11 protein-coding genes are annotated in these 12,624 nt (G+C 70.2%); 3 read left to right on the forward strand and 8 right to left on the reverse strand.

Features of this window, described 5'->3' with window-relative positions; translation table 11 throughout:
• The first annotated feature begins 1,261 nt into the window (after positions 1-1,261).
• Entirely contained in the window at positions 1,262-1,945 is a 684-nt protein-coding gene (locus ACFWBQ_RS36655; protein ID WP_385507743.1) for a M23 family metallopeptidase, read from the forward strand.
• A 26-nt stretch (positions 1,946-1,971) separates the two neighbouring features.
• On the opposite strand, the gene ACFWBQ_RS36660 is transcribed toward ACFWBQ_RS36655, so the two are convergent.
• On the reverse strand, positions 1,972-2,556 hold the full coding sequence (locus ACFWBQ_RS36660) for a TetR/AcrR family transcriptional regulator (RefSeq protein ID WP_385507747.1): 585 nt from the start codon (positions 2,554-2,556) through the stop codon (positions 1,972-1,974).
• Positions 2,557-2,691: 135 nt separating this feature from the next.
• On the opposite strand from ACFWBQ_RS36660, the gene ACFWBQ_RS36665 reads away from it, so the two are divergent.
• A complete protein-coding gene (locus tag ACFWBQ_RS36665; protein ID WP_385507750.1) occupies positions 2,692-4,281 on the forward strand; it encodes an MDR family MFS transporter in 1,590 nt (529 codons plus the stop codon).
• A gap of 111 nt (positions 4,282-4,392) precedes the next feature.
• Here the strand turns inward: ACFWBQ_RS36665 and cseC are convergent, their stop codons facing one another.
• The 5 genes from cseC to ACFWBQ_RS36690 form a co-directional block, all read right to left on the reverse strand.
• Entirely contained in the window at positions 4,393-5,727 is a 1,335-nt protein-coding gene (gene cseC / locus ACFWBQ_RS36670; RefSeq protein ID WP_385507753.1) for a two-component system sensor histidine kinase CseC, read from the reverse strand.
• Positions 5,724-6,437, reverse strand: coding sequence for a two-component system response regulator CseB (gene cseB, locus ACFWBQ_RS36675; protein ID WP_385507756.1), 714 nt, complete (start codon positions 6,435-6,437; stop codon positions 5,724-5,726). Before cseB ends, cseC begins: the two co-directional genes overlap by 4 nt.
• An 8-nt stretch (positions 6,438-6,445) precedes the next feature.
• Positions 6,446-7,138 (reverse strand): hypothetical protein, encoded by a 693-nt coding sequence (locus ACFWBQ_RS36680; RefSeq protein WP_385507759.1) that lies wholly within the window; start codon positions 7,136-7,138, stop codon positions 6,446-6,448.
• Entirely contained in the window at positions 7,126-7,710 is a 585-nt protein-coding gene (locus ACFWBQ_RS36685; RefSeq protein WP_385507762.1) for a SigE family RNA polymerase sigma factor, read from the reverse strand. Before ACFWBQ_RS36685 ends, ACFWBQ_RS36680 begins: the two co-directional genes overlap by 13 nt.
• A gap of 184 nt (positions 7,711-7,894) precedes the next feature.
• On the reverse strand, positions 7,895-8,797 hold the full coding sequence (locus ACFWBQ_RS36690) for an A/G-specific adenine glycosylase (RefSeq protein ID WP_385507765.1): 903 nt from the start codon (positions 8,795-8,797) through the stop codon (positions 7,895-7,897).
• 283 nt (positions 8,798-9,080) lie between these two features.
• Here ACFWBQ_RS36690 and ACFWBQ_RS36695 point away from each other — a divergent pair, with 283 nt between their 5' ends.
• Entirely contained in the window at positions 9,081-9,911 is an 831-nt protein-coding gene (locus ACFWBQ_RS36695; protein ID WP_385507843.1) for a hypothetical protein, read from the forward strand.
• Between the two features lie 55 nt (positions 9,912-9,966).
• Here the strand turns inward: ACFWBQ_RS36695 and disA are convergent, their stop codons facing one another.
• Together disA and radA are read right to left on the reverse strand one after the other, a co-directional pair.
• Positions 9,967-11,091, reverse strand: a complete 1,125-nt coding sequence (gene disA / locus ACFWBQ_RS36700) for a DNA integrity scanning diadenylate cyclase DisA (RefSeq protein ID WP_385507769.1) — start codon at positions 11,089-11,091, stop codon at positions 9,967-9,969.
• Between the two features lie 80 nt (positions 11,092-11,171).
• A complete protein-coding gene (gene radA / locus ACFWBQ_RS36705) occupies positions 11,172-12,584 on the reverse strand; it encodes a DNA repair protein RadA (protein WP_385507773.1) in 1,413 nt (470 codons plus the stop codon).
• Between the last annotated feature and the right edge of the window lie 40 nt (positions 12,585-12,624).

Consider the following 12,624-nt stretch of genomic DNA (forward strand, 5'->3'; position numbering starts at 1 on the left):
CCCCACCCTGCCTCTGTCCGCTTCGGGGCCCCCCCCGCTTCCCATGCCCGTGGGGGCGCCCCGGACCGGTCGACGGTCCGGGGCAGCCCCTTCTGCATGCCGCTGTGCGGTTGGCGTGTGGCCGAGGGGCCGGGGGCGCACTGCGATTCGTGGGCGCCCCGGCTCCGGGCGCCCACGAATCGTGCGCCCGGTTCTGGGCGAATGCCGCCGAATCGCATAGCCCCGGCTCGGGGCGCATGCCGTCGAATCAGGTAATCCCGGGCCTGGGGCGCTCGCCACCGGACCGCGTAGCCCCGGCCTGGGGTGCATGCCGCCGATCCACGCCTCCCCGGGCCCGGGGAGGCGTACGTGCGCCCCGGACCCGGGGCGCACGTACGCACCACCTGGGGTCCAGGCCTGGGGCTCCGGCTTCGATCGCCGGAGTCCTGGGCCCGGCTGTGGGACGGTCCACGGGGGCCGGTGCCCGGATGGCGGCCGGGGCCCCGGGGTTACCTGGTTCGGCGTGTGGCCGAGGGCCCGGGGGGCGCACTGCGGGCCGTGGGCGCCCCGACTCCGGGCGCCCACGAATCGTGCGCCCGGTTCTGGCGCATGCCGTCGAGCACGTATCCCCGGCCCCGGCGCACGTCGTCGAGCCACGTAGCCGTCGTCGAGCCACGTATCCCCGGCCCTGGTGCATGCCGTCGAACCACGTAGCCCGGCCCTGGCGCACGTACGCACCACCTGGGGTCCAGGCCTGGGGCTCCGGCTTCGATCGCCGGAGTCCCGGGCCTGACTGCGGTCCGGTCCACGTGCGGCGGGCGCCCGGACGGCGGCCGACGTCCCTCCGGAGCGCCTGGCCGAACCCCGCCGCGAAGGTCCCGAAACGGAAGGCCTTAGGTCCCACCGCCGGTGACAAGGCGCACAGCCCGATCTGGGCCTACTAGGGGCGGTAGGAGCAAAGTCCTTGATCGCTCAAAGGACTTTCGTCCCCGGAGAGGCCGGGACCTTCGACAGATGGGGCGAATCGGCCTGGATCGCTGCCAAACGTCCGCAAAGGGGCCTTTAGGGCTGGGCTTAAACCTGTTCCGAGATCCTGATTTCAGTAGGTTTTGGTGGATTTGCGCGGGCGCCTTCACGCCCGTCAAGAGGCGGATTCCTCGGGGTCTGTCTACGGCTTTTCATCGTAGATGGGGGGTTTGAGTGTTGCGGGGGATCCGGGTTACCAAGGTGAGGCAAGCCCGGTCCGAGTGCCGGGTCCCAGCACCCCGGAGGTTCTCCCCGTATGTCGAAGCGCGCTACGTTCCAGCACTCCCGCCGCCCGTCCATGTCCCGCGTCAGTGGCGCCGTCGTGGCCGCAGGCCTGGGTGCGTCGATGGTGTTCGGTGCGGGCGCGGCGTTCGCGTCCGGTACGACGGCGGAGTCCGTTGCCCAGCAGGCGACCGCCCAGAGCAAGGCCGCTGACGCGGCCAAGAAGTCCTCTGTCGACAAGAAGGCCGAGAAGCAGGCCGCAGCCAAGAAGAAGGCCGCGGCCGCGAAGAAGAAGGCCAAGTCGTGGGAGGCCCCGGTCAGCCACTACGAGCTGAGCGCGACCTACGGCACCGGCGGCGACCGCTGGGCCAGCAAGCACTCCGGCCAGGACTTCGCGGTGCCGATCGGCACCAAGGTCGAGGCCGCGCACTCCGGCCGGGTCGTCAAGGCCGGCCCGAACGGCGGCGGCGACGGTCCCGCGTACGGCAACGCCATCGTGATCAAGCACTCCAATGGCAAGTACTCGCAGTACGCGCACCTGTCCAAGATCGAAGTGAACATCGGTGACCGCGTGAAGACGGGTGAGAAGATCGCCCTGTCCGGCAACACCGGAAACTCCAGCGGCCCGCACCTGCACTTCGAGATCCGGACCACCCCGAACTACGGTTCGGCGATCAACCCGGTCTCCTACCTGAAGGCCGAGCACGTCCACATCTGATGGAGTGCCCGCGATGCCCGTAACGGCTAAGCGGCAGGACCCGGGTCATGGGCCTTGGTCACCAGTTCGATGGCGACCTCGAGAGCAGCTTCGCGCTTCTCCTCGGGGTCGCCTTCGGCGTCTTTGAGGGCGTGTATCCCCGCGTGCATCGCGAAGAGTGCGGTGAAGCAGCGCACCTGGTCGGTGAGCGGGGCATCGGGGTCCTTGATCAGGTCCACCAGGGCGATGACCCGGTTCTTGATGGTGTGGCCGATGCTCAGATCGCGCACGGTCGCCTGGTTCTCCTGCATGAAGCGGAAGAGTGGTGCGGCGCGGTCGAGCGCCTCGCTGTAGCGGACCAGGATCTCCTTCTTCGTCTCCAGGGTGCGCGGCTGGTCCTTGCCCCAGGCGATGAGCTCCTCGACGGGCCGGTTCAGGTCCTCGAAGATGCTGTTGAGGATGTCTTCCTTGGTCTTGAAGTGGTAGTACAGAGCTGCCTTGGTGACCTGTAGCTGCTCGGCGATCTCGCGGAGAGAGGTCTTCTCGTATCCCTGTTCGGCGAACAGGTCGAGGGCCACGTCCTGGATGCGCTGTCGGGTGTTGCCCCGGCGCGGCTGCGGCGTGCTGCCCATGCGACTCTCCCAAGAACTTACTTGACGCCCGGCTAGTTACGGGTCTACTTTCCTCAGTGTAGCCAACTAGCCGGGCGGCAAGTAAGTGTCGGTCGGTGGCGCACCGGACAGCAGGGGATCAGGGGAGTACGGGACATGGCGGATCTGAAGAAAACGGCGCCGGCCGGGAAAGCGGAACCACAGGCACGCAGCGTCCGGGTGGTCGTTCTCGCCCTGATGATCGCGATGCTGCTGGCCATGCTCGACAACCTGATCGTCGGCACCGCGATGCCGACCATCGTCGGCGACCTGGGCGGCATGGAGCATCTGGCCTGGGTCGTCACGGCCTACACGCTGGCCACGGCTGCGTCCACGCCCATCTGGGGCAAGCTCGGCGACATGTACGGGCGCAAGGGCATCTTCCTCACGTCCATCGTGATCTTCCTGGTCGGCTCGGTGCTGAGCGGAATGGCCCAGGACATGAACCAGCTCATCGGGTTCCGGGCGATCCAGGGTCTCGGCGCGGGCGGACTGATGGTCGGCGTCATGGCGATCATCGGCGATCTGGTGCCGCCCCGGGAGCGAGGCAAGTACCAGGGCATGATGGCGGGCGTGATGGCCATCGCCATGATCGGCGGACCGCTGGTCGGCGGCGCCATCACCGACCACCTGGGCTGGCGCTGGAGCTTCTACATCAATCTGCCGCTGGGCGTGGTCGCGCTGGCCATGGTCACCGCGGTGCTGCACCTGCCCAAGAAGGAGCGCACGAAGGCGAAGGTCGACTACCTGGGCGCCGCGCTGCTCACCGTCGGCATCACCGCGATCGTGCTGGTCACCACCTGGGGCGGTTCGGAGTACGCCTGGGGCTCGGCCGTGATCATGGAGCTCATCGCCCTCGGTGCGGCCTCCCTCGTCGGCTTCGTCTTCGTCGAGACGAAGGCCGCCGAGCCGATCATTCCGCTGCACATCTTCCGCAACCGCAACTTCACGCTCATGTCGATCGTCGGCTTCGTCGCCGGCTTCGTGATGTTCGGTGCGGTGCTCTTCCTGCCGCTGTTCCAGCAGTCGGTGCAAGGGGCCTCCGCGACCAACTCCGGACTGCTGCTCCTGCCGATGCTGATCGCGATGATGATCGTCTCGCTGATCGCCGGCCGGGTCACCACCAGCACCGGCAAGTACAAGCTGTTCCCGATCGTGGGCAGCATCCTGATGGTCACGGGCCTGTTCCTGCTCGCCACCATGGACACCGGCACCACGCGCTTCACCTCCGGTATCTACATGGCGGTCCTCGGTGCGGGCATGGGCTTCCTGATGCAGATCACCATGCTCGTCGCGCAGAACAGCGTCGAGCTCAAGGACATGGGCGTCGCCTCCTCCGCGACCACCCTCTTCCGCACGCTCGGCAGCTCCTTCGGAGTCGCGATCATGGGCGCCCTGTTCACCGGGCGGGTCCAGGACGAGATGGCGGCGCGCGGCGGCGGCGGAGCCACCGAGAAGTCCGCCCAGCTGGATGCGGCGAGTCTGGCGAAGCTGCCGGACGGGATGCGCGAGGCGTACGAGTTCGCGGTGTCCTCGGGAACCCACATCGCCTTCCTGGTGGGCGGCTCGATCGCGGTGGTGGCCCTGCTGGCGGCGCTGTTCGTCAAGGAGGTCCCGCTGCGGGGTACCGAGAAGCCTGAGGCCGCTCCGGCCGACGACACGGCACCGCCGCAGACATCGGCGGCCAAGGAGTCGCAGACCGTCTGACCAGCTGTACATCGGGTGGGCCCCGGAGGCGTGATGCCTCCGGGGCCCACCCGTCTTCGGAGCCACCCGCGCCCGGGGCCCACCCGTCGCCGGGCCCACTCCAGGGCGGCGTCAGTCCTGCGTCCGCTGCCCGGACTGCTGCAGGACCGGGAAGCTCCCGGTGTTCGTCGGTGCGTGCTCGGGCAGCCACAGCACGGCGATGGCCCCGCCCGCACCCTCCGCCGCCCCGGCGGGCGCAGCGTTGCGAAAGGTCAGCCGGGCGCCGAGGACGCGCGCCTGCCCGGCGGCGATCGTCAGCCCCAGCCCGTGTCCGCGGCCGGACCGGTCACTGCTGCCGGTACGGAACCGGCTCGGCCCGTCCCGCAGCAGTGCCTCCGGGAAACCGGGCCCGTGATCGCGGATACGTACCACCCTGCCCTCGACCGTGAGCTCGACCGGGCCCGCCCCGTGCTTGGCGGCGTTCCCCAGCAGATTGCCCAGGATGCGTTCCAGGCGCCGCGGATCCGTGGACACCCAGGACTCGTGTACCACCCGGACCGTGATCTCCGGATCCAGCAGGGCGACCCGGCGGCTCACGAACTCGCCGAGCGGCAGCTCCTGCAGCTCCGCCCGTTCGGAGGCGCTGTCCAGCCGGGCAACCTCCAGCACGTCCTCGACCAGGGTCCGCATCGCCTGTGCCCGGTCCCGTACGAGTTCGGTGGGGCGCCCCGGCGGCAGCAGCTCGGCCGCCGTGAGCAGTCCCGTCACCGGAGTGCGCAGCTCGTGGGCGATGTCCGCCGTGACCCGGCGTTCCGCCTCGATCCGTTCGTTGAGCGCGTCCGTGAGGGCGTCGACCGCGCGGGCCAGCTCATCGGTCTCGTCCCGTACGACGCCGCCGACGGCCTCCCGTACCCGTACATCCGTGTTTCCCTGGGCCACCTTGCCCGCCGCTGCCGCGGCCTTGCGCAGTCTGCGGGACAGCTGGCCGCCGATGAGGACCCCCAGGGCGCACCCGCCGAAGACGACGGAGACCGAGCCGATGACGAGGGCCCGGTCGAGGTCGCCCATGATCGTGGCGCTGCGGTCGGCGAAGCGGGTGTGCAGCGAGAGGACGTCACCGTTGGCCAGTGGTACGGCCGCCCAGACGTCCGGCACTCCTCCCGCGTACTCGTCGACGTGGGTGGCCCGCCGATTGTCCCGGATCCGGTCCCGCAGGCTGGAGGGCATCGCCGGGTCGTTGAGCTTGGCGCCGAACTTGGGTGACGGCTTCTGCGTGCTCGACGCCTCGTACAGCCGCTGGGCGAACAGCAGCCGCTCCAGCTGCACCTCGCGGGCGTTCTCCAGCATCGAGACGCGCGCGGCGTTGTGGACGACGAGACTCAGCGCCACCGCGATGAGTGCGCCGACCGCGGCGATCGCGATGCTGATCTTCCAGCGGACACCGGTCCGCAGAGCGAGCCGCTTCATGCGCGGAACTTGTAGCCGAAGCCGCGGACCGTCTCGAGCCGGTCCTGCCCGATCTTGGTGCGCAGCCGCTGCACATGGACGTCCACGACCCGGGTGTCACCGCCCCAGCCGTAGTCCCAGACCCGCTCCAGGAGCCTGTCCCGGGAGAGCACGGTGCCGGGCGCGGACGAGAACTCCAGCAGCAGCCGCATCTCGGTCGGCGTCAGGCCGACCTGCGCGCCTCCCCGGCGTACCTCCATGCCTTCGGTGTCGATCTCCAGATCGCCGAAGACCAGCGCTCCGCCCGTCCCGTGCGAAGGCTCGGCATGCGCGGCGCCGCCCTGCCCGCCCGGACCCGAGGCGTGGCCGAACCGGCGCAGTACGGCGCGGATCCGGGCGACCAGCACCGCACCGTCGAACGGCTTCGTGACGTAGTCGTCGGCCCCGGCCTCCAGGCCGAGCACCACATCGATCGAGTCGGCCCGCGCGGACAGCATGATCACGGGCACGGTCGACTCGTCGCGTATACGGCGGCACAAACTCACCCCGTCCAGCCCCGGCACCATCACATCGAGCAGGGCTATGTCCGGCCGGTCCGCCCGGAAGGCCTCCAGGCCCAGCAGACCGTCGGGCATCGCGGTGACCGTGAAGCCGACCCGCTCCAGTGCGAGCTGGGTGGCCTCGCGGATGACGTCGTCGTCCTCGACGAAGAGGACGTGGGTCTCGGCCATGCGGGCTCTCAGTTCTGCGTCGTCGGCGGGACGGGAAGATCTCCGTCCTCGTTGCCGACGGCCCGGTTGAAGTCGTTGTGCACCCGGTCGGTCTCGGTGAACCGGCTGGTCGACCAGCGGTAGGTGATCACGTCCTCGCCCGACGGGTAGGCGACCGCGTCCTTCGAGCCGTACACCTGAGCCGTCACCACCAGGTCACCGCGGTCGATGGTGCCGTAGACCGCGGGTATCTCGGCGGCGAAGACGTTCTCGTACGAACCGTCCTCGCGCTGCCGGTAGACGTAGGTGCCGACCCCCACCGAGTCGCCGCAGGTCATCACGTTGACCACGACATCGGGTGCGGGACCGTCGGTGAGCGTGCCGTACGAGGTGTCCACCGGGTACTCGTCACCGGTGCAGGGCCTCAGATCGCTGCTGATCCGGCGGCTCACCTCGGGATCGCGCTTGATGAGCTGGACGGCGTCGACCGGTGCGGAGGCCTTCGTCGTGCCGGTGGGCAGCACGTTCGAGGGCGTGACCCGAGCCACCGGCTGGGTGCCCGCGGGCCCCTCGTCCCGGGTGCCCGTACCGCCGGTGGAACAGCCGGCGCAGAACAGCCCGAAGGCGGCGAGCCCGGCCATGGCCGTACTTCCCGCCGCCAGACCGGCCCGGAGCCCACTGCCCCGGCCGGCCGCCGTACCGCTGCCTGTCAGGCCGCGCACCGCTCCCGCCCCCGCTCGTCATGACGCCTGTCCGGCTGCGCCGGTATCCGCGCCGGTATCCCCTCGGCCTCGCGGCTCCGGGCGGCACGGTCCTCCAGCTCCTGGCGCAGTCTGGCCAGGGCGCGGTGCAGCGTGCTCTTCACCGTACCGGCCGACATGCCGAGCGCCGCAGCTGTCTCTTCCGTGCTCATCTGCTCCCAGTGTCGCAGCACGACGACGCTGCGCTGCTTGGGAGCCAGCACACCCAGAACGTCCATGAGCAGGGCACGGTCGGCGCGCTGCTCGGAACCGTCGTCGACGCTCGCGTCGGGGAGCTGCTCGGTGGGTACTTCCTCGAGCTTCCGGGCCCGCCACCACTCCGTACGCGTATTGATCATGACGCGGCGCAGATAGGCGTCGGCGAGCGACTTGTCGGCGATCCCGTCCCACCGGCCGAGGGTGCGCACCAGGGCGGTCTGCAGCAGGTCCTGCGCATCCACCGGGTCCGGAACCAGACGGCGGGCACTGCGCAGCAGCGCGTCCTGCCTGGTGCGTACGTACTCCTCGAATTCGAGCACCTCGCCCTGCGCCATTACAACCGCCTCCGTCCCCGTGAATCCCCGTGGTACCGCGTGTCAGCAGGTGGTCCTGTTCGCTGACGTCGCAGACGCTACGGAGGCGTTGTCACGAGGGTGTGCGGAGCAGCCGTACGCGGACGCACGGCTGCCCATCGGTTGTGTAACAACCGCTGGACAGCCGTGCGTCCGCCGTGCGGGTTCAGGTCAGAGGCAGTCGGTACTGGCCGCCCGGCAGGGGTTCGACCAGTCCGTCGGAGACCAGTCCGTCGAGGGCACGCGCCCGCTGTACCGGTTCCTCCCACACCGCGTCCAGCGCGGACTGCGGCACGGGTGTCACCGCCTCGCGCAGAACGGCGAGCAGCCGGCCCCGCACCTGCCGGTCCGTACCGGCGTAGGTCTGGCCGCGGCGCGGCGGTCCCTGGTGCGCGGGCTTGCCTGCCAGCAGCCAGGCGCACTGTCCGGCGATCGGGCAGCGCGTGCAGTCCTCGTTCTTCGCGGTGCACACGAGTGCGCCGAGTTCCATCGTGGCCGCAGCCCAGCGGGCCGCGCGCTCGTCCTCCTCGGGCAGCAGTGCGCGGGCGAGCTTGCGCTCGGCCGCCGTGGTCGCGTTCGGCGGGTACTGGATGCCGGAGGCCGCGCGGGCGAACACCCGGCGGACGTTCGTGTCGAGCACGGCATGACGCTGCCCGTACGCGAACGAGGCCACGGCCGCCGCCGTGTACTCGCCGATCCCGGGCAGCGCGAGCAGCTGGTTGTGCTCGCTCGGCACGTCGCCGCCATGGCGTTCCGTTATCGCCTGCGCGGCCCCGTGCAGGCGCAGGGCCCGTCGCGGGTAGCCGAGCCGGCCCCAGGCGCGGACCGCTTCACCGGGCGCGTCGGCGGCCAGGTCGGCGGGGCGCGGCCAGCGGGCCAGCCACTGTTCGTACACCGGGAGGACCCGGTTCACCGGAGTCTGCTGCAGCATGAACTCGCTCACCATCACACCCCAGGCGCCCGCTTCGGGGCGGCGCCAGGGCAGATCGCGGGCGTGCTGCTCGAACCACCCGATGACGGGGGTGTGGAGGGAGGCGGGGGACGTGTGTGTCGAAGTCGTGGCAGTCATCGCACCCACGATCCTGGCACGGAAGACCGGACATGGGGCACGGCCACGGGGGTGTCGGCCCGGCTGAGGGCTCAGAGAGTGATAACGCCACCCGTTCTGACCCTTCTGGTCCTTCCGGAGCCTTCGACGACGCCCCGGGAGGGAGACCTCGCACGGTGCAAAGCGGCCGGAAGCGGCCGGGAACGGCCCTTCCGTGATGATGATCCGGAAAACTTGCGGATCAGAGCGGCGGGTGGGGCCGGAGTCGGCCCGGATCTCTCGTAGAGTTTGCGCCGTGGGATCTATGCGCAATCCGGTCGGGCCGCTTCCCTCCAGCATCTACTGGCGTCGGAGGGCAGTTGCGGCGATGGTGATTGCGCTGCTCGCGGCGCTGGTCGCCTGGGCCGTCACCTCGGGTGGCGGCGGCGGGACGAAGGACGACCCGAAACCCGGGGACTCCGATCCCGCCCCGTCCATCACCCCCGGACCCTCGGGTTCCGGACCTGCCATCAGCCAACAGCCGGGCGGACGCGACGAGTCGGAGTCCGGCAGCAGCGGGGACGGTGCCGCGGACGCGGGTTCCGACGGAAGCAATGGGGATGGTGGGACGGGCGGCGACGCCGGGTCGGGCACGGGCGGATCGGGCACGGGTGGATCGGACGGCTCAGCGGCGGCCGGTACGGGACCGGGCGGCGGCGGGACCACGGGCGAGCAGGTACCGGCCGGCTCCGCACTCCCCAACTGTGCGCCCTCCGCACTGCAGTTGAGTCTCCGTACGGAGATCAGCTACGGACCGGACGACAAGCCGAAGTTCCGGCTGACCGCCAAGAACACCTCGGGCAGCGACTGCAAGGCCGACTTCGGCCCGAAGAGCGCGGTGCTCACCATCACCGAGGCCGGCGGCAACGACGAACAGGTGTGGTCCTCCAAGGACTGCCCGTCCGGCGGCGCGGTGTTCCTGAAGGTCCCGGCGGGGTCGACGGTGGTTCACGTCGTGGAATGGGACCGGAAGAAGAGCGTGCCCCAGTGCGCGACACCGCCCCCCGGCAAGGCGGCCCCCGGTACGTATCTGCTCGAGGCGAAGGCCCCGGGCGAGCCTCTGCAGCGCGCCTCGTTCGTCCTCGCGAAGGACTGACCGCCCCGCCGGGCCACCCGGTAGGGGTGGCCCGCTCCGTGGGTCTCGGGCCTGTCTAGACGTACCGCTCCAGGATCGAGGACTCCGCGAGCCGCGAGAGCCCCTCCCGGACGCTCCGTGCCCGCGCCTCGCCGACCCCGTCCACAGTCTGGAGGTCGTCGACGCTCGCGGCGAGCAGCTTCTGCAGACCACCGAAGTGCTCCACCAGTCGATCGATGATCGCCCCCGGCAGCCGCGGCACCTTCGCCAGCAGCCTGAAGCCCCGCGGCGAGACCGCGGAGTCCAGCGTCTCGGGCGAGCCGCTGTAGCCCAGCGCCCGTGCCACCACCGGAAGTTCGAGCAGCTCCGTATGCGTGAGCGCGTCCAGCTCGGTCAGCGCCTCCGCGACCGTACGGGACCTCTTCGCGGTCGGCTCGGGCACGTAGTCGCGCACGACCAGTTCCCGCTCCGGCTCCACGCCCGCGATCAACTCGTCCAGCTGGAGTGACAGAAGCCGGCCGTCGGTGCCCAGCTCCACCACGTACTCGGCGATCTCGGTGGCGATCCTGCGCACCATTTCCAGCCGCTGCGCGACCGCCGTCACGTCCCGGACGGTGACCAGGTCCTCGATCTCCAGCGCGGAGAGCGTCCCGGCGACCTCGTCCAGCCGGAGCTTGTACCGCTCCAGCGTGGCGAGTGCCTGATTGGCGCGGGACAGGATCGCGGAGGACTCCTCCAGGACCCTGCGCTCCCCGTCCACGTACAGCGCGATCAGATGCATCGACTGGGAGACCGAGACGACCGGGTACACGCAGGCTTTGGAGACCCGGTCCGCCGTGCGGTGGCGGGTGCCGGTCTCCTCGGTGGGGATGGATGCGTCCGGGACCAGCTGCACGCCGGCCCGGAGGATCTTGGTGATGTCCTTGTCGAGGATCAGCGCACCGTCGAGCTTGGCCAGCTCGCGCAGCCGCGTCGCGGTGAACTCCACGTCCAGCACAAAACCACCGGTACACATGGATTCGACGGTTTTGTCCATGCCGAGGACAATCAGTCCTCCGGTGTTGCCACGGAGAATGCGCTCCAGGCCGTCCCGGAGGGCCATACCGGGCGCCACTGCGCTCAACGAGGCGCGCATCAGCGCCTCGTTACCGGTGCCTTGGCCGGACTTTCCGGGCGATGTTGCCCGGTCGTTGGCTGCCACTGCACTCCTCCGGTCACAGGTTTGCGGTGCCCTTGCGTCCCTCATGCCGTTCGTACGGGCGGGTGAGACCAGGGCAAAGTCTACCGGCGTGCGCCGTCCTCCTGTGGTCCGTCCGGGCGAGACCTGCGCGGGAGGACTCTCAGAGCGTCGCCCATGTCGGCGACTTCCGTGACCTTCATACCGGATGGGACCTGCCCGGGGTCCCTCGGAACCAGGGCGTGCTTGAACCCGAGACGGTACGCCTCGGCGAGCCTGCGCTGGACACCCGTAACCCTTCTGACCTCCCCCGCGAGGCCCACTTCGCCGATCGCGACGAGGTTCTTGGGGAGGGGGGTGTCGCTCGCCGCGCTGGCCAGTGCCAGTGCGATCGCGAGGTCCGCGGCGGGCTCGGTGAGCTTCACGCCGCCCACGGTCGCGCTGTAGATGTCCCGCTTGCCGAGCGCGCTGATTCTGCCGCGCTGTTCGAGAACCGCCAGCATCATCGAGACACGGGAGGTTTCCAGACCGGAGGTCGTGCGCCGGGGCGAGGGGATCTGTGAATCGACCGTCAGCGCCTGGACCTCCGCGACGAGAGGGCGCTTGCCCTCCAGGGTGACGGTCAGGCAGGTGCCTGGCACCGGCTCGTCGCGCCGGGTGAGGAAGAGCCCGGAAGGATCCGCGAGTCCGGTGATGCCCTCGTCGTGCAGCTCGAAGCAGCCGACCTCGTCCGTGGCTCCGTACCTGTTCTTGACGCCCCGTACGAGACGGAGCCGCGCGTGCCGGTCGCCCTCGAAGGACAGCACGACATCGACGAGGTGCTCCAGGAGCCGCGGCCCCGCGATCGCGCCGTCCTTGGTGACATGGCCGACCAGGAGCGTCGACATGCCGCGCTCCTTCGAGGCCCTGATGAGGGCGCCCGCGACCTCGCGGACCTGCGCCATGCCGCCGGGGGCGCCGTCGATCTCCGGCGAGGCGACGGTCTGTACGGAGTCGAGGACGAGGAGGGACGGCTTGACCGCGTCCAGATGGCCGAGAACAGCCGACAGGTCGGTCTCCGCGGCCAGATACAGGTGGTCGTTGATCGCCTTGATCCGGTCGGCCCGCATCCGCACCTGGCTCGCGGACTCCTCCGCCGTGACGTACAGCGTGCGGTGGTCCTCGCTCGCCGCCTTCGCCGCCACGTCCAGCAGCAGCGTCGACTTCCCGACTCCCGGCTCGCCCGCGAGCAGCACGACGGCGCCCGGCACGAGCCCGCCTCCGAGCACCCGGTCCAGCTCACCCACCCCGGTCGAGCGTGCCGTGGCCTGGCGGCTGTCGACCTGCCCGATGGGCACGGCGGCGGTGGAGACGCGGCCCGCGGCCGTGGTGCGCACGGCAGGGGCGCCGCCGAACTCCTCGACCGTCCCCCAGGCCTGGCACTCGGGGCAGCGGCCGAGCCACTTGGCGGTCGTCCAGCCGCATTCGGTGCAGCGGTAGGACGGCCGGTCCTTCGCGGATTTCGTACGGGCAGCCATGGCGTCACCGTATAGGGGTGGTACGACAGTGCCGACCACG

The organism is Streptomyces sp. NPDC060035, assembly GCF_042736635.1.
Taxonomy (GTDB): domain Bacteria; phylum Actinomycetota; class Actinomycetes; order Streptomycetales; family Streptomycetaceae; genus Streptomyces.